Annotated in this window: 19 protein-coding genes; 6 read left to right on the top strand and 13 right to left on the bottom strand. The window is 44.6% G+C overall.

The features are described 5' to 3' along the window. Positions 1-9 precede the first annotated feature (9 nt). The 8 genes from PN462_RS23055 to cas3 form a co-directional block, all read right to left on the bottom strand. Positions 10-618 (bottom strand): hypothetical protein, encoded by a 609-nt coding sequence (locus PN462_RS23055; protein ID WP_272131208.1) that lies wholly within the window; start codon positions 616-618, stop codon positions 10-12. Between the two features lie 36 nt (positions 619-654). Next, a complete protein-coding gene (locus tag PN462_RS23050) occupies positions 655-1,275 on the bottom strand; it encodes a hypothetical protein (RefSeq protein WP_272131207.1) in 621 nt (206 codons plus the stop codon). Positions 1,276-1,311: 36 nt separating this feature from the next. Beyond that, positions 1,312-4,767 (bottom strand): type I-D CRISPR-associated protein Cas10d/Csc3, encoded by a 3,456-nt coding sequence (cas10d, locus tag PN462_RS23045; RefSeq protein ID WP_272131206.1) that lies wholly within the window; start codon positions 4,765-4,767, stop codon positions 1,312-1,314. Between the two features lie 23 nt (positions 4,768-4,790). After that, positions 4,791-5,237: a type VII toxin-antitoxin system HepT family RNase toxin gene (gene hepT, locus PN462_RS23040; RefSeq protein ID WP_272131205.1), complete on the bottom strand. Its 447-nt coding sequence runs from the start codon at positions 5,235-5,237 to the stop codon at positions 4,791-4,793. Continuing rightward, positions 5,234-5,668, bottom strand: a complete 435-nt coding sequence (gene mntA / locus PN462_RS23035) for a type VII toxin-antitoxin system MntA family adenylyltransferase antitoxin (RefSeq protein WP_272131204.1) — start codon at positions 5,666-5,668, stop codon at positions 5,234-5,236. The genes hepT and mntA overlap by 4 nt, the downstream gene beginning before the upstream one ends. A 62-nt stretch (positions 5,669-5,730) precedes the next feature. After that, on the bottom strand, positions 5,731-5,919 hold the full coding sequence (locus tag PN462_RS23030; protein ID WP_272131202.1) for a hypothetical protein: 189 nt from the start codon (positions 5,917-5,919) through the stop codon (positions 5,731-5,733). A 404-nt stretch (positions 5,920-6,323) separates the two neighbouring features. Beyond that, positions 6,324-6,902 (bottom strand): Uma2 family endonuclease, encoded by a 579-nt coding sequence (locus tag PN462_RS23025; protein WP_272131201.1) that lies wholly within the window; start codon positions 6,900-6,902, stop codon positions 6,324-6,326. Between the two features lie 43 nt (positions 6,903-6,945). Next, positions 6,946-9,132, bottom strand: a complete 2,187-nt coding sequence (gene cas3 / locus PN462_RS23020; protein WP_272131200.1) for a type I-D CRISPR-associated helicase Cas3' — start codon at positions 9,130-9,132, stop codon at positions 6,946-6,948. Between the two features lie 96 nt (positions 9,133-9,228). Between cas3 and PN462_RS23015 the strand changes: the two genes are divergently transcribed. Continuing rightward, complete coding sequence (locus tag PN462_RS23015; protein ID WP_272131199.1) at positions 9,229-10,110, top strand: helix-turn-helix transcriptional regulator; 882 nt, start codon at positions 9,229-9,231, stop codon at positions 10,108-10,110. Here the strand turns inward: PN462_RS23015 and PN462_RS23010 are convergent. From PN462_RS23010 to ntcA, 3 genes are all read right to left on the bottom strand, one after another. Continuing rightward, a complete protein-coding gene (locus tag PN462_RS23010) occupies positions 10,096-10,485 on the bottom strand; it encodes a pre-16S rRNA-processing nuclease YqgF (protein WP_272131217.1) in 390 nt (129 codons plus the stop codon). The genes PN462_RS23015 and PN462_RS23010 overlap by 15 nt on opposite strands. Before the next feature lie 6 nt (positions 10,486-10,491). Beyond that, positions 10,492-11,955 carry a DUF3084 domain-containing protein gene (locus PN462_RS23005; RefSeq protein WP_272131198.1) on the bottom strand — a complete coding sequence of 488 codons (1,464 nt, stop codon included), beginning with the start codon at positions 11,953-11,955 and terminating at the stop codon, positions 10,492-10,494. A gap of 164 nt (positions 11,956-12,119) precedes the next feature. Further along, positions 12,120-12,797 carry a global nitrogen regulator NtcA gene (gene ntcA, locus PN462_RS23000; protein WP_272131216.1) on the bottom strand — a complete coding sequence of 226 codons (678 nt, stop codon included), beginning with the start codon at positions 12,795-12,797 and terminating at the stop codon, positions 12,120-12,122. A gap of 369 nt (positions 12,798-13,166) precedes the next feature. Between ntcA and fabI the strand changes: the two genes are divergently transcribed. The 5 genes from fabI to PN462_RS22975 all read left to right on the top strand — a co-directional run bounded on the left by fabI (position 13,167) and on the right by PN462_RS22975 (position 18,133). After that, a complete protein-coding gene (gene fabI, locus PN462_RS22995) occupies positions 13,167-13,946 on the top strand; it encodes an enoyl-ACP reductase FabI (protein ID WP_272131197.1) in 780 nt (259 codons plus the stop codon). A gap of 98 nt (positions 13,947-14,044) precedes the next feature. Continuing rightward, positions 14,045-14,683, top strand: coding sequence for an imidazoleglycerol-phosphate dehydratase HisB (gene hisB, locus PN462_RS22990; RefSeq protein ID WP_272131196.1), 639 nt, complete (start codon positions 14,045-14,047; stop codon positions 14,681-14,683). A 167-nt stretch (positions 14,684-14,850) separates the two neighbouring features. Further along, positions 14,851-15,453 carry a chorismate lyase gene (locus tag PN462_RS22985; protein WP_272131195.1) on the top strand — a complete coding sequence of 201 codons (603 nt, stop codon included), beginning with the start codon at positions 14,851-14,853 and terminating at the stop codon, positions 15,451-15,453. 122 nt (positions 15,454-15,575) lie between these two features. Next, a complete protein-coding gene (gene galE, locus PN462_RS22980) occupies positions 15,576-16,580 on the top strand; it encodes a UDP-glucose 4-epimerase GalE (RefSeq protein WP_272131194.1) in 1,005 nt (334 codons plus the stop codon). Positions 16,581-16,888: 308 nt separating this feature from the next. Next, positions 16,889-18,133, top strand: a complete 1,245-nt coding sequence (locus PN462_RS22975; RefSeq protein ID WP_443029268.1) for an FtsX-like permease family protein — start codon at positions 16,889-16,891, stop codon at positions 18,131-18,133. On the opposite strand, the gene PN462_RS22970 is transcribed toward PN462_RS22975, so the two are convergent. Then, positions 18,123-18,923, bottom strand: a complete 801-nt coding sequence (locus PN462_RS22970) for an HAD family hydrolase (protein ID WP_272131191.1) — start codon at positions 18,921-18,923, stop codon at positions 18,123-18,125. The genes PN462_RS22975 and PN462_RS22970 overlap by 11 nt on opposite strands. Before the next feature lie 207 nt (positions 18,924-19,130). Beyond that, positions 19,131-20,084 carry an alpha-E domain-containing protein gene (locus tag PN462_RS22965; protein WP_272131190.1) on the bottom strand — a complete coding sequence of 318 codons (954 nt, stop codon included), beginning with the start codon at positions 20,082-20,084 and terminating at the stop codon, positions 19,131-19,133. Between the last annotated feature and the right edge of the window lie 239 nt (positions 20,085-20,323).

Here is a 20,323-nt window from a genome sequence, read left to right as displayed (position 1 = left end):
GAAAAAAGTTTACGAGATAAGAGCTTGAACAAGAATACGGAGTAAGGGGTCTAAATCATCAGGAACGCGATAGAGATTTAATCCCTGTTCCAGATGTTTTTCTGTGGGATATAAGCGGCAAAATTGCCAAATATTTCCGGTTGTAACTGCTCCAATAAACGGATTCAGTTTTGCTGTGTTTTTGAATTGCGCTAAAGCGATCATTTCTGCAACTAATTGAGTTAATCCATAGTTTAAGTCCTCTTGTTTTGCTTCAATGACAAGTAAGTTATTTTGAGCTTCGATTAGGTAATCTAAAGACCCTTGGAGTTGTTGGGTTACTTTGATGGGGTACTCAATGCGAACTTCTGACTTGGTGTAATGAATTAAGTCCAAGACGATGGGAGCAATGAGAAATTCACGACGAGTTTGTTCATTGGCTAAATCAACGTAGGGGAGAACTTCTTGAATTCTTGCTTTGCGTTCTTCTAAACGGTCTAATTCTCCGGTGTATTGGGGTAAGTTTAACCAGTCTCGTTTTAAGCTGTAACCCAATTCTTGTGCTAAATCTTTAGGTTGGATTTTAAGCTCAAAAATTTTACTAAAGGTGTAGGATTGTTGGGGATCGAGAATTGGCATAATGTTCTCCAGTGGGACTGATGGGTTTCATGGTTGTTAATTTTGTTGGTTCAAGGCAAATTGAATGGGTTGCAAGAGAATACCTAAAATTTTGTCAACTTGATTGATGTAATATTCTATGGAATCAATCCAGACGGTCTGGTTTTCGAGGATTAAAAATTTCCAGTTTGTTCCTGTCGAAATTGCACCATAAATCTTAAAAATTCCAGACTCAGCTTTTTGATTAAAGCGTTGTGCGGCAATCATTTCAGCAACACATTGTCCTAATCCTCCGGTAATATTTTCATTTTTGGCTTCTACAATGGTGACAACTGGAATACGGATGAAATATTGCTCTTGAGAACAACTAATAATGTAGTCACAAAAGCCATTTAATCCTTGTTCTTTATCTACATCAAAATCAACTCCAGAAAAGAGACTAATTTGATAATTGGTCTGACGGCGAACTTCAGCTAAGATGGGAGCAATGAGGAATTCTGACCGTGCTTTTTCGGTATTAATTGCGGTGGCAAGGGGGAAGTATTCGGTTAGGGTTTGTTGCAAATAGTCAGAGGGTTGTACTCCTGCAACGTCTGTAAAGAGACTGCGATTTTCTTCCAGAACTAAATTAAAGGTTTCTTGGACTTGAGCTAGGGTGGTAAAGTTGCTGTATGACATGGTTTTGCTTGTTGTAAGTGTGCTTTCATTAAATAGTTAGGTTTTAGCTTCATTGTTCTCGGATTGCACTTTTGATGCTTGGTTTTCTTTGTCTTGTTCTAAGCGATAAAGGAATTCGCAAGTATCTCGAATGAGGTTGAGTTGTCGGCCTGCTAGTCTTGCGCGATCGCATTTAAACGCACCTTCAAAAACATCCAGCACAAAATACCGCGCAAACGCTAACACTCGTTGACGTTCTTCCTCTCGGTCGGAAATCACCCAACGTCCCTCTGCGGTGGACGCATGAACCCGATCCATCAGTTTAAAAACTTCTGCGGCCACCACTGCAACGAGGGTTTCTCCTTGAAACACGGTTGATTCTGCTTTGAGAATGGTATCTGCGGCAATATCAAGGGGTTTAAGGACAGCATTGGCCTTGGGATTATACCGTTGATTGGCACGGTAAAACGCTCGATAGAGTTCGGTTAAACGTTTGGGATGATTGATGGGGGATTGTGGTTTAGGATTCATCTCTCTTTCCTGTTTATTTTGATTAATGTCCACATAGGGATCAAAGCAAGGGTATAAATCATAGGCATACAGTTGAATTCGTTTAATACTGGGACTCTCAGTATCTTTCCCTCTTGTCCATTTTTTCAGTGCAGAAAAAACATAGAGGGGACTGGTTTCGAGATGGGTGGCTAATTCTGTTAGTTTTCCCCAGTTGGCATCGTAGCCAGATTTCCCTCGCTTGGCGTTAATATCAAGGTGAATGGAATAGGCCGCAGTAAGCATTTTTAAGGGGGCCGGATGTTGAATGAATTGGTCATCTTTCCAAGGGTTCAAAATACTATCTAAACGAAAACGGTCTTTTCCGGTTAAGACTCGGAATGCTTGGGGTGCGCTGTCTAAAAAGACGGTTTCTTCAAATTCTGCACCATCTTTATAAGGGGGGATGGGAGACTCGGAAACGACGGTTTTAACATCGAGAATCATAGGGAAAGTAAACGCTAACCATGCAGGCATGACCCAAGATTCTGTATCAGTGGGATCGCGTCCCGGAGGGAGTGCCATAAAATAGAAAGTGAGGGGTTTATCTTCAGGATAAGAGAGTTTAAAGGTTCGGTCTTTTTTATGGTTGGGGTCATCTTCGGGTAAATCTTTCTTTTGGTCTAAGTCTTCGTCAATGAGGAAAGTGTCTATGGTTTGGTATTGGGTCTGATCAAAATTGGCAACCAGATCATCATTATTGATAAAGTGTTTGCGAATGGAGGTGTTAAACCGAGTTTGAAAGATATTGAAATAGGCTTTTTGTAAAAAGGTATTGGTTTCTGGGGTAAAGTAATAGGTGGGGTATAAGTACAGATAACGATATTTTCCATCTTCAAAACGTTTCCCGACTGCTTGGGTTTGGTTCATTAAAATTTGTCGCAGCATCATTTCTGTTCCGGCAATACTGGAGATGTTGCGTTTAGCATTTGACCCCCCTAACATTTGTTTATTGGTATAAACTTGGGGGGTGAATAATACTGCTGATTCCATTTGCTCGGTTACGGTGTAAGGAGAGTGGGAGAGAGAGCAAATGAGTTGTTTTCCCCGTCCCGGTTTTTTCGCGTGGTTATAGTTGGCGAGTTCTTGGAGGAAAATATCAGCGTTTTGGGTTTGTTCTGGGGTGGGTTGTTGGGGTAACATGACGACTCGTTTCACCCACTCGCGGACATCTTCCCACCCATCGGATAAGTTGTATGCTGCATTGAGATTTTCAATTTTACTAGAGAGGAATTTGATGAGGTTTTCACCTGTTTCTCGGATGTTTTCAAGGCCGGGATTATGTTCTAAGTATTTAGCAGCTAAAAAGTACCATCCGTAAGGGACTCCTCCGGTATTTCCTTTCAGTTTGTGTTCTTTTAAGGTTTCATTAATGCGTTGAATTTGGTTGATTTGGGGGAGGTATTGTTCGAGTTGCCAGAAGTTCGCTACTTCGGTGATTAAGTCTAGTTCGGGTGGTGGGGGAAGTTGTTTATTTTTTTTACGTTCATTTTTAATAGTTGTGATGCGATCGCCCCAAATTTTCCGACTCACCACATCCCCAAATTCTGCCAGTTGATCGATGCGAATATCATCTTCAAAATTAAAGTCATATTGTTCTGATAAAACGTCTTTCTCTTGGAATTTCTTTAAGTTATCACTGCGACTTTTAGCAACGGACTTTTTACCAGATTTCAAGATGCGTAAGGTGGCATCTAGGGCAACTTCCATTAACCCAACATCATCAAAAAACTGATTATAATACTCTGCATATTTCATCCCCTTCCCATCTCGTCCAAACCCCGTTTGTCTGCGTTTTAGTTCCCCTCGACAAAGTTCTTTTATGGTGGTGACAACTTGATCGGGTAAATTGTCAGTAGGGATGGGAGGTGCATCTTGATGGGTTAAGTAAATGACTCCTGTGGGGAGATAGAGTAAGGGTTGATAGTAGGTTTGCTCGGAAGTATTGAGTGCTGTATGCGCTTCCATCACCGCATTATTCACCACATTGGTTAAAACTCCGCGATTTTCGGCAATGCTGTGGTAGGTAAATTTCAGTTGTCCATTACTGAGTTGATCGATGAGTCCTTGTAATGCTTTTGCTTCAACATCTTGGGGATGTTTGATGATAGATGCGAGACGATCTGCTAAACAGGTTAAATCTGCTAAACTGTTGAGAATTCTTCCCTGTAGTTGGGTGTTTAATCCCTCTTCTGAGATGTTTAAGTTGGTGTCATTGCGTCTTTGTGCATTGTAGGCAATGTAGAGTAAATCTTCTAAATAGTCTTGCCATTGTTCGGGGTTTTCAGGATTCAGAAAATAATCTAATCCTAATGCGGGGACAAGTAGTGTAAAAATTTCTCGGTGTTCCTCTAGGGAAAGTTCCCGGATATCTGTATCGAAGTCTCGACAAGCAATTTTATATTTTTCTGGAAGGGTGGGAAAATTGTCATAATTAAATTTCTCAAAGTCGTGTAGAATAAAACCTGCGATCGCAAGTCTTCTTTGCAACTCTTTAACCACTCGTTTTACAGTAGTATTCAGGGTTTCTAAACGTTGCTCGATTAAATTGGCTGGAAATAGTCCATTGAGTAAATGAGTATTAAGGGATTGATCTCCCGCATTATCCCGTTTTACTGGGTCTTTCCTTTCAGCAGCACGACGACGATCAATTTCTTCAAAAAATTGTCCTCCTTTTGCTGTCACCCCAATGGCCAATTTAAGTAAATTGGGGAGGACATATTCTGCAAAATCTGACATGACTGAATCATCAGGATTTTGGCTATAAATTGCTTCTCGTAGGAGTTTTAGGGTTAGGAGGGTTTGGGGAGTTTCAACGGTGCGATCGTCGTCTATACCCAGTCCTAAATTGTCCTCCGTGAGTGCTTCTAGATCGATATCATTAAATTCTTCAGAAACAGAACTTGTGGCAAAATTTAATTCTAGTTGTTTACTATTTGGTTTTTGATTTGACTTATTAGACATTGACCTTATACCTCTGATTTAAGTTATTCAATATTTAAACTCTTTAAGTAGTTAGAAATTTGACGCAAATAAAGGGGATAGTATTTCAGACTTGTTTGAATTCCGATAAAAACTTTCCTCGGATCAATTTCTAAATATAAATGAACTAAAATATTTCGCATTCCTGCGGCTTCAGCCAGTTTTGTTGCAAGTTCTGATGTTAAGATGTTATGCTTTGCAGTCTCTAAAAAATATTCTTTATTTGTCCAATTATCGCGTTTTTGTAACACACCGAGTTGAGATAATAAGTATTTATTGATATCTAAAGCAGCTTCGGTCATTAATTGAATCAGATGCTCGGCTATCAGTTGTATATCCACATCTTGTAAAAAATCCTCTAGTGTGATTGATTCATAGCGTCTTAATCGCTTCAGATATTCTTGTATTTTATTGACTCGTACTAATACGATATTAATATCCAAGTTTTTCATACTCCTAGCTCTTGTAAGAAAGATTCTAAGCTATTGAATAGTGTTTGGCGTTGTTCTTGAAGTTCTTGCTCAGTCATAACTGATTGTTGTTTAAATTGTTCAAATAACCCTTCTTCTTGCTCATACAATAGTTTTCCGTGGCAAGCAATATTATGAGCGAGTAAAGGGGAACAACGATCTAGTTCAACTACATCTATCTTTTCACCGGGAATTTGTAAGTAGTCTTCTAAGACGCTATAAATTTTGAGAAATTCCCAACCTTCTGCATTTTGAAGCGTTTGTTCATATAACTCCTGATCATAAAGCACTGCAAAGTCCCAATCACTATTAGCGTGTGTATTACCTTTCGCTCTAGACCCAAAAAGAATTAGCATTTTGAGATAAGGAAGTTGATGGATGATTTGGGATATAGTGGAAACCAAGTTAATCATTGTTCAAAAAAAATTATAAACTTTTGGGAAAAGGGGACTAAAAATCGTCCCCTTTTGACAGCTTAGGCCGCTTGTTTCACAGGAGCATCATAAGAATTCGATAACTCTGGAAATAAGTTCAATTCAAGCTGTTGATATTGTTTAGGATGAACTACTTCGATCTGCGGATTTTTACTCTCTACAGTCATGGTGTTACACGATGTAGAAATATAAGGTTGCAGATCAAAGAGTTCTAACTGTTGATAGGCCATGCAGTTAGCTCTCCTATATTTATAGTTGCTGCATGGTGGTTTATATCTTGTACGAATACTGGAAGCGTCAGAAAGGATAGATACCGTCCAACGAATTTCCGTCTCTGTACTTGCAGACTCAAGCCACCACACCATCCAGTGTAGCACGTTCGCTTTAAGTACAGCATAGGAAGACCACTTAAAAACTTGACCCCAAATAGTAATATAATTATGGGTGGGAATCGGAACTACTGGTATAGTCTTCAGTAGACTATAATCCCTATGAGGGATTGAAATTTCCGATGCTGAACTTGAAGGCTGATGCCTTCTCATCCCACCTAGTCCACTAAAACTGAGACGCTGAATCCCTATGAGGGATGTCCAAGGCAATATATTTGTATTGCAAATCACTAAAACATTCATCATTATCTCTCACCCCCCTCTAACATCACATCTTCATAAACCTCTACCACTGAACCTTCCCACCCCACACTACTCAACATCACCCTATCCCCCTCACCATAAGTGTAGAGTTCCCACACCCCTTGAGCATTGCGACAAAAACACTCCAGCAACCTTTGCTCCGTACTCACTAAAACGTATTCCTGCAACTCAGCAATCTGGCGATAATTTTGGAACTTTCTCCCTCGGTCAAACGCCTCGCTACTGGGAGATAAGACTTCAATAATGAGACAGGGGTGATAAAGGACTCTCGTTGCTTGTCTATCCCCTTCATCACAACTCACCATGACATCGGGATAGTAAAACGGCCCCTGTTCTGAAACTCCTACCTTAGCATCGGCCATCTGTACCTTACACCCTCTCCCCCGTAGATGATTTTTTAACAATGTGGTGAGGTTGACGGCTAAATCATTATGGGGAATTGTTCCCCCCGTCATGGCATACACTTCACCGTTCATATATTCATATTTCACGGGTTGTTCTTCCTCCCACTCGAAATACTCTTGGGGAGTCATAGGAAAATGGTCTAATTTAGCAATCATCCTTAACAAGTCTCCTAATACGGTTAAAGCATCATTTTTATTACTAACAAATCCAAACTTCTCCTCCTTTACTTTTCAGTCGATACGCCAACGTATCCAGCAATAATGCCGCCTGACCTAATGCAATAGAATAGGGTGGTGTTCCGTCGTGAATACTCCTCTCGTCACTGATGGGATAGAGTGCAAAGTGCATGGGGAGTTGTAACCGTTGGCGGACTTCCAGTACGGGATATGGCACAATATAAGCGACTAATCCCTGTTTCTGGACTTTTTGGTTAATTTCTCTCACCCAAGCGTTTTCCGGTTGCTGGATACCAATTCCGACTAAAACTTGTACTTTCCATTGGTTTGCAATACCCTCCAAATTTCCAGCATAGGTAAACTTCCAGTTGAGACGTTCTGCTCGATACCCTTTTAGTTTCAGAAAGGCTAAACAATGCTCAAAACGTCCCTTGGCTATCGGTTGGTTAGTTCGTTTTGCGGTGGCTTGTAATTCCCGCAAAAATCCTGCTTTTGTCCATGTTTCAATCTCCAAATTACTTAAAATGCCGGGAAGATCATAGGTTTTAAAACGGTCTTGTTCAAAGGGTTCTGTTTCGTCGTATAAACCACATTGTAAGAGACTTGATCCTCGAAAACTGGACGCATCAATAAAAATGGGGTTTCCTTGTTTTCCTGATAAGTTTTTCCAGTCTTCCTGCCATCTCATCGCGCAACCTGCTGCTTTTTTTAAGCTACTCTCAAAGACAGCTTCACATTGCAATTTTAAAGTCTCCCGACTTTGAGCATATTGTTGTTTGATGGTTGACTTACCTAATGTAAACCAGAGGTTAAAAGATTGGACAATGCCCCAACGCCGATAATATCCCGAAAAATCGTTAATTTGTCGATAATTTTGGCGAATGGCTTGGTTAAGAAAATTGCGATCGCAGTTCTCTTGAACCTCAAAAAGTGCAGCATCTCGAAGAAATAACCGTTCCACTAAAAATTTCGGGACTAGCGCGTAAGCTGTAAAATTTTGAAAATTAATCTTTTGTCCATTTTTAATATAATCAGAATGACGACCTAAACGGCCTAACCGTTGGATAAAATTCCCACTATCTGAGGATTCAAAAATGAGAAAATTAATCTTAAAATCAACCCCAACATCAATGGTACTTGTCCCCAAGACTAAATCACAATTGAGAGATTGTAACTTGGTTTGCTGTCCCGATAACCCGGTATTCTCTCCTACAGTTAACCCGTGAGACTGGAACAAGTCCTGAAAAATTGGCACAAGACGCTTAACGGAGGCAATGGAATTTAAAATAATTGCACCCTTACTCTGAGGATGATCTAAGAAGTATTGTAAAACTTGCTCTTGATTCTCTTTTAACCAAAGTTCTGAAGCTGAGAATGCCGACTCTAGGGGAATAAAGTTTAAATCAATTCCTCTTGTTACCTGTCGCCAGTTTTGAGATTCTAGACTTACTGCTTCTTCTGGCGTTTCTGGGAAAGCATATTTTTCTTTGGCGACCGGATCAATATGATAATACCGAAACCCGGCACGGTCTAATTTTTCTAATAATTGTTCATCGGGAGTGGCTGAGAGAAATAAATACTTTTTACGCTTATTGGCGCAACGAATTAAGAGCATCGTGTTAATTACACTGGCAATTTGCGGTGCGCTAAAGACGTGAAATTCATCAAAAATAAAGAGGTCAAAGTTATTATCAATCCGTTGCCAGAGTTTATCGGGGTTATCGTAGGGGGTTAAATATGCACCGCGATGCAGATAATGGAAAATATCGGGGTTGGTGACTAGAATTTCTGAATTATAACTGCGATTGGCGATCGCATCCCCTTTGGAAGACCCCTTCTGTTCTGCATAAGCCTCCAATTCTGCACCACTCAAACGGTTCATTCTCGGTTCACTAGGGGGGTGAAAGGTGTCTATATACCCTTGAATTTGCTGCATCTGATCTCTCGCTAACTCATTGGTAGGATATAACCCCATCACATAGCAAGTGGCTGTGAGTAAGGCTTCTAAATAAGCCGCCAAACTCTTACCATCCCCAGTCATTGCCGTGTTAAACACCACATCAATCTCAGGATTTCGTAATGCTTTCAAGGTTTCTGCTTGATGCCAGGCGAGTATCCATCCCTCCGGTAACTGTACATCGTCGGGAGTCTCTGTAACGGAGGCCGGACAGGAATAGACGGGTTTTAAGGTAATCTGGTATTCAGACATCTCCTTATTTTGTGTCCGTAACTTGTTGTTATTTCCTATATTGCCACCGAAGATAGAAACAAGCAAGAAAAGTACAGAAAAAGTGTCCGTACATTTATGAGTCGTAAAGGTCAATCTATTACCCTTTCTGTTTCCACCCAAGATAAAGCCGCCTTAGAAGCCTTGGCCGCCCAGTTTGGCATGACGTGGGGAGAGAATCCCAATATTTCTAAATTAGTAACTGCGATCGCGCGTCACAAACTGCGCTTAGTCGTCAATGATGACTGGTCAACCCACCGAATCGAAGCCTTAGAACAGGCCAGAAAACTCCTCGTTGACCAAGGTAAAATCCCCGAAGCGCAAGCCATTGCCCAACTTCTCCTCGAACGGAGCGAACTGCGGGACAAATTTCGCCAAGACCTGAGAACCTTTATCGAACAGGCAAAACCCACTTGGCGTAAACAGGTGGAAAACTTACTGCAACGCCAACACCCCTTCCGTCTCACCTACCAAGATGCCGCAGAACGGCAATGGACATTTACCGTTTTACACGGACAAATTAGACTGATCGAAAATCATCAATATCTGGTCTGTACCTGCGAAGAAATGGAAGGGAATCAAGATATTGCGGAATTACAACATAATTGGTCATTGCGCTTAGATCGGATCACAGAAGCCGCGATCGCACCCCTTAAAACCCCTTGGCAACCCCAGTTAGACCAAATCACCGTCACCTTCCGATTGTTTGAGGGATTAGCCTTTGGATACGCCAAAGGAGAACCGAAACCCGACGATCTCACCGTAGGGGCAATTGAAGGCGATCCCCCCTCTCGCGTCGTGCAACGGCAAATCTTCAGCACCTTCTGGTTTTTTCGGGAAATCCGCCAATATGGCCAAAACTGTGAAATTATCGCCCCAGAATCGGTGCGGAGTCGCTTTACACAACAACTCCAGAAAATGTGCCAACAGTACGACATTCCCACCTTAGAGCATCCGTAAATACCGTTCTACGAGCAAAATCGCCACAATATCATCCACCGGACGGGGGGGGAGGCGGAGTCCTTGGGGGAGGAGGCGTTGCAGTCCCCTGGGGGGGTACATTTGCCAATAGCGATCGCGGGCTTCCAGAGAACTATTACGCTCATCAACTAAATAGATCGGCACAGACAAAACCCCCTCTAACTGTGCCTTCCACTGCTTCGAGGTGGTTTGATTCCCCATCACTACCCCCTGAATGGGGTGAGTTTTCACCAACTCCTGTAACTGGGGAATGGCCTCACTGGCCGCTACGACTACATGGAATTGCACAACCCCATCCTCCCCCACTACTGCTACCCCACATTTATCCCGTCCAGGATCAAATCCTAACCACATCACCACCTACTCCGACCTTGCTGTACTAAACACCGTATCCCCATTTCTGAGCGCTAAAAGGCGTATTTTTAAGGGGCCAGACGTATTGGTGGGATTGAGCGCGATCGCGCTAATCTGTTCTAACGGTTCTTCCGGATTATTCAACAACTCCAGAAAATCAGTAAACGTACTCACGTCCCCCTCCTCCACCCGAATATCCCCCACCACTCCCGCACGACGGGCCCGAAACTGAGCCGCCGCTAACAAGGTATCTAACCGTTGTTCCAAGGTATCCTGACTCATGGTATCCGGTTCAACGGAAACCTTGGCAATCACTTCCCCCTCCTCAAACACCTGCTCATTGGCGACCACATCCGCAAACACCCGCACAAACTCCTCCTGTTCCACATAATTCCCTGCCGAGAGAATCCGCACCACATATTCTTCCCCATCATCAATTTCTTCGATTAATTGTTCCACTTGCCCTTGAGTAATCAAAACCACCCGTTCTGTCGGTTCACCCGACGTAAAGGGACGAGTGGCTTCAATGGCCGCTCGGTTGGCATCTCGCAAGAGTTCATCCACCGCATTGCGGGCCGCCGAGGGTTGGGTAATCTTCACCACCCCAAAACTCAGCACCTCACCGCGCAAAAGAGCTAAATTCCCTTCTCGTAAAGCCCGATAATCTTGATAATACTGTTCTAAGGCCGCCACCTCTTGGCGCAGGAACTGTAACTGATTGGTCAACTCCTTTAAGTTTTCCTCTCGTTCCTGTAACGCCACCTCACTATCCGCAATAGTTTTGTCTAAGGTTTGGATGGTTGTATCCCGTTTGCGAATTTCCGTTTGTAGTTGATTGCGTTGGGATTGTAACTGGTTGCGTTGCTGGCGGAGCGTATTGCGTTGTAGTTGTAACTCATTGCGCTGGATACGCAATTGACTCAGGCGGCCTTGTTGTTCCCTCAGACTGCGGCCTTGTTCAGCAATGCGGCGATCGCGTTCTCGGACTTGCGCCTGTAACTGGGGAATTTGTTGTAACAACGTTTCCCGTTGTTGCCGCAACTTATTAATTTCGCCCTGCAACCTTTTCGCTTGTTCCGTCGCTTGTTGATAACGGCGTTGGACTTGGTTCAGTCCTTGTTCCACCGAGCGTTTTTCTTGAGAAACCCGGTCTAGGGACTCCTCAACCTGCGCTTTTTCCGTACTCAGACTGTTTAATTCCGCTTGAGCCGTTCGGAGTTGTTTGAGAATATCATCAAGGCGAAAGATGCCTTGCCGTAAAGATTTACTGGTTGCAAATAGGATTCCCAAGGTAGAAGCTGCGATCACAGTTCCCGTGAGAATGGTAATCAGGGTTGCACTGTTACGGGGTCGGAGATTAAAAATCCGCAGTCGGGCTTTCCCTACTTTGGTGCCGATGCGATCGCCCGCTACTGCGAGCAACGCCCCCAACACTAAGACAGCCGCAATTAACACATAAGCACTGGTCATCGACTCCGGAGTTTTACCTTTGCTGCTTTGATAGCTTACCGTTTACCACATTTTCTTGCCACTTTTGGGTAATGGAGAATGGGTCACTGATTACTGGTCATTGATTACTGCTAACAGATTACTGATTACTGTTCCCTTGTCCACCAAAAACCCATCACAAACCACTAAGTAAACTGCTGACTCAGGGCCACAGGATTATGAACCGTAATTTTCTTCTTGTGAATCGAGATCATATCCTCCTGGCGTAAATCCCCCAACAAGCGCGTCACCGTCACCCGGGTTGAGCCAATGGCCTCTGCGATCGCTTGATGAGACAACTTTAAATCAATACGAATCCCATCCGTCGTCGGCACCCCAAAATCTCGACAGAGAATCAGCAAAAAACTCACCAACCGCGACCCCATATCCCGATGGGCCAACGTTTCAATCATCATCTCCGTCTGCAAAATTCGAGACGATAACCCCTGTAACATCAACATCGACAACTCAGGATTATCATTCAACGCCTTCTGCACTTGGTCAATCGGGGCCGAGAGTAACTCCACCGGAGTAAACGCCACCGCATGATAAAAGCGGTCTGAGCGTTGTCCCGTAACTAACGAGAGAACCCCAAACACACTATTTTCCCGTAAGAGTGCAACCGTAATTTCCTCCCCTGCTTCATAAACCCGAGAGAGCTTCACAGCACCTTTAAGTAAAAAATAAACTCGCTCTGCGGGATCACCAGGAAAGAAAATAGTTTTTCCTCGTTCGCAAGTTTCAACCACCGGAGGAAATGCTCCTCCCCCAACTTGACGAAACACAGAGGCTAAAGATTGAGCTTGAGATGCGGATACTTCCATTGCCAGCATATTTGATGGACGGTTTCCTTTGAACTAAGGACTCTCAGGACTGTTAAGCATTGATTATGAATGACCAGACGCTTGTCTTACGAGACTAACGTGAGTTTTGAACCCTACCGATGGTGAATACGTCGTCAATCTAAGATTACCTGACATTCCATTGTGTGACTTATGTTAACTGAATTCTGCTCAAAACGCGACACCAGATTATCCCGGTTGTGAGCAAAACCTTACTTTCTTGCCAAAACCCTAAGAGAACGATGAACAACTTGCATCAGTCTAAGAGCAGAGAAGAATTATAGATTGGCTGTGGGTAGTGTAAGGTATTATATTGGGTCACTTGACGATGCAGGAGAATCAAACAACAGTATGCTACTTGACTTAACCGGAAAAAAAGCCCTTGTCACCGGAATTGCCAATAATCGTTCCATCGCTTGGGGGATTGCCCAACAACTCCACCAAGCAGGGGCCGAGTTAGGGGTGACATATTTACCGGATGATAAGGGCAAATTTGAAAAAAAAGTGCGCTCTCTGGTAGAACCCCTCAACCCCACTGTTTTTGTTCCCTGCAATGTCCAAGATGACGCACAAGTCGAGTCGGTATTTCAAACCGTAGCCGAAAAATGGGGAAAACTCGACATTCTCATTCACTGTCTCGCTTTTGCTAGCAAAGATGACCTAACAGGCAACTTTAGCGAGACTTCCCGTAGTGGGTTTTCGACTGCTTTAGAAATTAGTAGCTATTCTCTCCCCAGTTTAGCCCGCCACGCAAAACCCCTGATGACCGAGGGGGGTTCAATTGTCACGTTAACCTATTTAGGCGGCGAGAAAGTCGTCCCCAATTACAATGTAATGGGAGTGGCTAAAGCAGCCCTAGAATGTAGTGTGCGCTATTTAGCCTCAGAATTAGGCCCCGACAACATCCGCGTTAATGCCGTCTCTGCTGGCCCCATCCGGACTCTAGCATCTTCTGCGGTAGGTGGCATTTTAGATATGATCCGTCATGTGGAAGAAACCGCCCCCCTCCGTCGCACTGTAACCCAAACGGAAGTGGGCAATGCAGCGACCTTTTTATGTAGCGATTTAGCCAGTGGGATTACGGGACAAGTGTTATACGTCGATTCAGGTTATGAAATTATGGGAATGTAGGTTGGGGTAATCGGTAATCGGTAATCGGTAAGAAACCCGGTTTCTAGATAAAATGCCCCAAACCAAGAACCAACAACCAATAACCAAAAACCAACAAAATGCAACTCAGCGATCAACCAACTCACAACACTGTACTCTCTCAAGTTCCCGCACGCCAGGCTTCCGTGCATCGAGTCACCAAAGAAACCGATGTGCAAGTAAGTCTGAATATTGACGGGACAGGGGACTGTAGCGCGAAAACAGGCGTTCCCTTCCTCGACCATATGTTACACCAGATCGCCTCTCATGGCTTAATTGACCTTGATGTACAGGCTACCGGAGATATTGAAATTGATGACCACCACACCAATGAGGATGTGGGGATTACACTCGGCCAGACATTAGCAAAAGCAGTGGGCGATCGCAAGGGAATCCACCGCTTTGGCCATTTTATCGCACCCCTCGACGAAGCCCTAGTCCAAGTCGCCTTAGATTTTTCGGGCCGGCCTCATCTCAGTTATGGCCTCCACATTCCCACCCAACGAGTCGGGACCTACGACACCCAGTTAGTCCGAGAATTCTTTGTCGCATTGGTCAACCATAGTCAAATCACCCTCCATATTCGCCAACTAGACGGGATCAACTCCCACCATATTATCGAAGCCACCTTTAAAGCCGTTGCCCGGTCCATGCGCCTGGCCTTGGAAATCGATCCCCGTCGTGCGTCTCAAATTCCCAGTTCTAAAGGAATGTTGTAGGGGATAGTGATAGCCTAGAAACCGGTTTTGTGTAGTCAATTCGGGCTAAGATCGGCATTGTAGAGAGAAACCCGGTTTCTCCCCTGCTCCAACTCCTCACCCCAAACCCAAAAGAGCGTTATGATAAACATTAAGTTAAGTTTTATGAACTTTATTTAACGGTCGTTTTGAAGCATCAACGTAGCCTAACCCTAGAGACGCTCTGGTATTCCCTGACTCCCCTTTGGAGTGGGGATAGTGAAGTCATCCAACATGGACTCCCCCACACCCAACTTGCTCCCACTTGGCAAATTTTATTATTGGGGGATGGTTCACCAACGCGACATCTGAAACTGTTGACGCGAGAACGCATTGACGTAGATGTTATTGATATGTCGCCTATTGACATGGATAGCGATCGCGCCCCAGAATTAATCCAAGTCGTACCCGGCCCCAGAATAAGGCGACAAGTCTGGTTACGCACCGCATCCGGACAACGGTTAGCCTATGCCGTCTCTTGGTGGGATGCCAGTCAAGTGGACGACTATCTCAAACACCGTTCTCTGCCCATTTGGGAGAACTTATCCCGCTTACATAGTGAACTCTATCGAGACATTCAAGGGCTGTATTATGGGCATAATCAAGCCTTAGAAGACGCTTTTCAGGAGTCGGGCCCCTTTTGGGGACGACATTATCTGTTTTGGCACAATGGACAACCCTTAACCCTCATTTATGAAGTCTTTTCCCCCTACCTACAGAAGTATTTAGGAAAAATGCGCCTAGAACAGTAAACAGTAAACAGCAATCAGTAAACAGTAAAAATTCCGATATTATGGGGGAGAAGCTAGCCAGACTGACCTTGGCTCAGTAGTGGCAAGAACAGCCCGTCATTCACCCCGACCTACAACAGGATATGACCTCTCACAACTCTACTATCTTAGTCACTGGCGGCGCAGGGTATATTGGGTCTCATGCCGTCTCTGCCCTGCAAAAAGCCGGATATCAGGTGATTATCTTAGATAACCTAGTCTATGGACACCGAGAAATTGCAGAAACAGTATTAAAAGCAAAATTAATTGTCGGGGATACCAATAACCGCCCCCTTCTCGATGAAATCTTTGCCAATCATACCATTGATGCCGTCATGCACTTTGCCGCCTATGCCTACGTCGGAGAATCAGTCAGCCATCCCGATAAATACTATCGCAACAATGTAGTCGGGACCCTAACCCTCTTAGAAGCAATGGAGGCCGCAGGAGTGAAAAACTTTGTCTTCTCCTCCACTTGTGCAACTTACGGAATGCCGCAAACCGAGTTTCTTACCGAAGATCATCCCCAAAACCCCATTAACCCCTATGGCCAGAGTAAACTCATGGTCGAAAAAATATTAGCTGATTTTGATCAAGCCTATAACCTACGCTCCGTCTCCTTCCGGTATTTTAACGCAGCCGGAGCAGACCCCAGTGGGCAACTCGGAGAAGATCATGACCCCGAAACCCATTTAATTCCCTTAACCCTATTTGCCGCATTAGGGAAACGAGACTCTATTTCAATTTTTGGCACAGACTACCCCACCCCCGATGGCACTTGCATTCGGGACTATATCCACGTCAATGACCTCGCCACGGCTCATCTTTTAGGCTTAGAATACCTGTTAAAAGGCGGAGAGACGACCAAGTTTAATTTAGGTAATGGGAGTGGCTTTTCCGTCCGTGAGGTCATTGAGACCGCCCAAAACGTGACCCAAAAATCCTTTAACGTGGTAGAATGTAGCCGCCGCCCAGGAGACCCCTCTCGTCTCGTGGGTAGCAGCGAAAAAGCCCGTAATATCCTTGGTTGGCAACCCCAATACAGCGACTTACACACCATCATGACCCATGCTTGGCACTGGCATCAACAGCGACATAAGCTAAAATAAATCAGAGAAGCAGCGCAAAAAATTCCGCTAAATCGCGTAAGCCTAACCAAATATTTCTATCTTGACAGATCAGGCGAATTTTACCCATCCTGATATGACAGTCTAGAAACCTCACCACAATCCCCCTTATTTTTTTCGGGAAGACAAGAGAATAATAGTGGAAATCGTGTTCAACCCCAAATCCCTCTTGGCAACCAAGAGGGGTTTGTCCTTTTTTTTATAGACTTTTTATAAACATTTTGAATGGACAATGGATAATGAACAATGGATAATGAACGCCAATGCCAATTATCAATTATCAATTCTTCATGGTTTCCATTGCCCGTAAGAACCTATTTGAGGATATTCCCCGCTTTTTAGTCGCCCAAGCGGGAATTATGTTTGCAGTGAGTCTTGTCACCATTCAAACGGGCATTTTACAAGGATTTAGCCGTTCTACCACCCTCTTAATTAATCAATCCAACGCAGATATTTGGGTAGTTTCCCAAGATTTTGTCAACCTTGATTTAACCTCATCTCTCCTCTTAAAACAAGCCACAGATGCCGCAGACCTCGAAGGGGTGAAAATTGCCGAACCCGTTGTCACCAGTCCGGCCCGGTGGCGTGTCCAAGGCAAAGAACTCACCTCAGTGCGATTATATGGCTTTTTACCCCAAGGCCAACTCTTTGTCCCCGGAGACACCGAAACCGAGACTATTCAAAAACTTGAAAATCCTTATACTGCCATTATCGAACAAAGTAACCTCAACTCCCTCCACCTCAACCAAAAAGAACACAAACCGAAAATTAGTTCTCTCCCCGTCCAAGTGGTAGGAACAACCCGCAACGCCCAGTCTATCGTCTCAGGGGCCTTTGTCTTCACCTCCCTACAAACCGCCCAAACCTACATCAAACGCGGTTTTTCCCCTAGCATTAACTGTCAACTCCAAAACGGGGAACTCAACTGTCAAACCCTCTATCAGCAAGAAGACAGCGAACAACCCCAAACCGCCCCCTCTCCCGACCCCCTCAGTTCCACTGATCCCATTCACTATATCCTCATTCAAGCCGAACCGGACACCAACCTCGAAACCCTCAAACAACGACTCCAAGAGAATTTAGCCGGAACACAAGCCTACACCAGTGAAGAAATTGCCCTGAAAGTCCGCACCTACTGGCAACAGCGCACCGGAATTGGCTTTATTTTAGGCTTAGGGGCAGTGGTCGGGGTTATTGTGGGAGTGGTTATTGTGGGGCAAATTCTCTATTCTTCCGTTTCAGACCACCTCAAAGAATTTGGCACATTAAAAGCCATGGGGGCCTCGAATCCCATGATTTACGGAATTATCATCGAACAGGCATTATACATGGCAATTTTAGGCTATCTCCCTGGCATTTTGCTCTGTTGGGGGTTGAGTCAGTGGGCTATGGCCACCCAAGGCATTTTAATCTTAATTAATCCCCTCACTGCCCTGAGTGTCTTAGGGATCACCATGTCCATGTGTGTGGGGTCCGCCCTTTTTGCCATCCAAAAAGTGACCCATGTTGACCCCATTATCGTATTTAAAGCATAAATTGTTCTCTTAACTGGGTTAAAGATAAGAGTTGAATACGGGGATGTTGGGCGGCGGTTTCGCGCATTGGGGCGGTATTATAGCCCCAGTCGGCTAAAAATAACTCTACCGCGCTTAAATCGGGCTGTTGGGCAACGGATTCTAGGGTTTTGAGACGGTCTTCAATAAACCACACCTTGGGCGTTTTGGGGGCAAATTGAGCGAGCAGTTGGCGGAGGGTGACGGCCTTGGGTTGTTGGCATTCTTTACCGAAAATGAGTTTATCTTGGGGGGAAGACTCCCCTGGTAAATGCCACTGGAGTCCCGCTTGTTGGAGTAATTGTTGGGCAAAGCGGCCTTCTTTGGTGGTAATAATGACAACTTTGGGGGTTTCTTGCTCTTGGAGATGTTGTAAGACTTGCAACACGGGAGGATAAAATTGATGTAAGGCTAACCAGTCCTCTAAGTTGGTTTTGATCCATTCATCCCGTACTGTATCCACCTGCTGGGCGAGGGTTTTGGGGTTGAGTTGTTCGCTTTTAAGCTGGTCTTGCACTAAGGCAGACCAATTTTTTAATATCTGCTCATCGGTGATGCCTTGCACTAAGGCTCTCAGTAAGAGAGGCATTTCCCAACCACTTTCAATCACTGGCCGCAGTTGATAAAAGCGTTGCTCAAAGGAGTTGAGGGGACGGGTATCGGTTGGCCACAGTTGCCGATAAACGCGACAGGTGGTTTGGAAATATTCTTTTAATCCATCACACACCACACCATCAAAGTCTAATGCCAGTAAATCAGGAGAATTTAACATAAAATCTTGAGAATCAGGAGTAGGTTGGGTGAAGCGTAGCGTAACCCAACACCCAATTCAAATGAAATGTGCTTGATTGGTATTCAGGAGTAGGTTGGGTGAAGCGTCGCGTACGTAGCGTAACCCAACATCCCCCAGTGAAAAACGTTGGGTTTCACTCCGTTACACCCAACCTACACAGAAATCTAGAGAACTCGGTGTTCCGTTTCAAGCGGTTAAGGATTCCACTGTCATCCCAAAGAAGGTACTCGACACCTTATCCCCTACATCGTTCATCTTTTGCTCTAACCCATCTAAAAACTCGTGTAACCCCTGCTCAATAACATCTTCAATGGTTAAATAGCCTAACTCCGAACAAATGCGGCCTAATGCCCGTTCTGGGGGGTTGCACCAGGTCCCAACGGGGGTGCTGGTAATCTGGTGTAAGGACTGTTCTGCTTGGGCTAAACAGAAGTGAATGGACCGGGGAAATTCTCGGTTTAAAATGAGAAATTCGGCGACTGCTGGGGGGTTGATGCGGTGTTGTTGTTTGCGGTACATTTCGTAGGCACTGGCGGATTTTAATAAGGCCATCCATTGCACTTGGTCTAGGGATGTTCCCACCCATTGGGCGGAGGGTAAGAGGATGTAGTATTTTACGTCTAACATCCGGGTGGTTTTGTCGGCCCGTTCAAGGAGTCGTCCCAGTTGTCCAAAGTGCCATCCTTCGTTATGGGTCATGGTGGCATCCATTACTCCGGCAAAGCGATGGCTGGCCAGTTTGACGCGGGCAAAGATTTCGGGGAGCATATCAATATGATTGGTGGAGGCCGCTTCTTTCACCATCATGTAAAAGCTGTTGACTTCCTCCCACATTTCTGAGGAGATGGTTTCGCGGATGGAGCGAGCGTTTTCTCTGGCGAGACGGAGGGCGGAGATAATAGAGTTGGGATAGGCTTCGTCGAAGGATAGAAAGTGAATGACGTTTTCTGGGGTTGCTTCGGAGTAGTGTTCGCTGAAGTATTTATAGTCTCCGGTGGTGGTGACGAGGGGTTGCCATTGTTGCACCACGGGAAGGTCAAGCATGAGGTTGAGGTTAACATCGACAAAGCGGGCAATATTATCGGCCCGTTCGATGTAACGGTTGAGCCAGTAAATTGAATCGGCGACTCGGCTTAACATGGGCGGGTTGTGGTTCGGGTCGTTGGCTTATTTTAGGGGCTGTGGGGGTGGGGTCTGGTATCGTAGGTTACTTTTTTGGATTTGTTGGGGGTTGTTGTAAAATATGCCTTGGGTTAAAACCCAAGGCTAATAGCTGAAACCCGTTAAAACGGGTTGAGTTAGCATTGGAGAGGCTTCGCCAATGGAGTGTTAGTTTTAAGAGTCGCGGAGTCAAGGCTGATAGCTGAATGTTTACGTTA

Source organism: Spirulina sp. CS-785/01 (assembly GCF_028330525.1).
Lineage (GTDB): Bacteria > Cyanobacteriota > Cyanobacteriia > Cyanobacteriales > Spirulinaceae > JAQMSD01.
This window is presented reverse-complemented; position numbering and strand designations above follow the sequence as displayed.

Excerpts from the sequence above, each read along its gene's own strand:
- PN462_RS23055 (WP_272131208.1), bottom strand. The coding sequence starts at position 618 with ATGCCAATTCTCGATCCCCAACAATCCTACACCTTTAGTAAAATTTTT.
- PN462_RS23050 (WP_272131207.1), bottom strand. The coding sequence starts at position 1,275 with ATGTCATACAGCAACTTTACCACCCTAGCTCAAGTCCAAGAAACCTTT.
- cas10d (WP_272131206.1), bottom strand. The coding sequence starts at position 4,767 with ATGTCTAATAAGTCAAATCAAAAACCAAATAGTAAACAACTAGAATTA.
- hepT (WP_272131205.1), bottom strand. The coding sequence starts at position 5,237 with ATGAAAAACTTGGATATTAATATCGTATTAGTACGAGTCAATAAAATA.
- mntA (WP_272131204.1), bottom strand. The coding sequence starts at position 5,668 with ATGATTAACTTGGTTTCCACTATATCCCAAATCATCCATCAACTTCCT.
- PN462_RS23030 (WP_272131202.1), bottom strand. The coding sequence starts at position 5,919 with ATGGCCTATCAACAGTTAGAACTCTTTGATCTGCAACCTTATATTTCT.
- PN462_RS23025 (WP_272131201.1), bottom strand. The coding sequence starts at position 6,902 with ATGATTGCTAAATTAGACCATTTTCCTATGACTCCCCAAGAGTATTTC.
- cas3 (WP_272131200.1), bottom strand. The coding sequence starts at position 9,132 with ATGTCTGAATACCAGATTACCTTAAAACCCGTCTATTCCTGTCCGGCC.
- PN462_RS23015 (WP_272131199.1), top strand. The coding sequence starts at position 9,229 with ATGAGTCGTAAAGGTCAATCTATTACCCTTTCTGTTTCCACCCAAGAT.
- PN462_RS23010 (WP_272131217.1), bottom strand. The coding sequence starts at position 10,485 with ATGTGGTTAGGATTTGATCCTGGACGGGATAAATGTGGGGTAGCAGTA.
- PN462_RS23005 (WP_272131198.1), bottom strand. The coding sequence starts at position 11,955 with ATGACCAGTGCTTATGTGTTAATTGCGGCTGTCTTAGTGTTGGGGGCG.
- ntcA (WP_272131216.1), bottom strand. The coding sequence starts at position 12,797 with ATGGAAGTATCCGCATCTCAAGCTCAATCTTTAGCCTCTGTGTTTCGT.
- fabI (WP_272131197.1), top strand. The coding sequence starts at position 13,167 with ATGCTACTTGACTTAACCGGAAAAAAAGCCCTTGTCACCGGAATTGCC.
- hisB (WP_272131196.1), top strand. The coding sequence starts at position 14,045 with ATGCAACTCAGCGATCAACCAACTCACAACACTGTACTCTCTCAAGTT.
- galE (WP_272131194.1), top strand. The coding sequence starts at position 15,576 with ATGACCTCTCACAACTCTACTATCTTAGTCACTGGCGGCGCAGGGTAT.
- PN462_RS22975 (WP_443029268.1), top strand. The coding sequence starts at position 16,889 with ATGGTTTCCATTGCCCGTAAGAACCTATTTGAGGATATTCCCCGCTTT.
- PN462_RS22970 (WP_272131191.1), bottom strand. The coding sequence starts at position 18,923 with ATGTTAAATTCTCCTGATTTACTGGCATTAGACTTTGATGGTGTGGTG.
- PN462_RS22965 (WP_272131190.1), bottom strand. The coding sequence starts at position 20,084 with ATGTTAAGCCGAGTCGCCGATTCAATTTACTGGCTCAACCGTTACATC.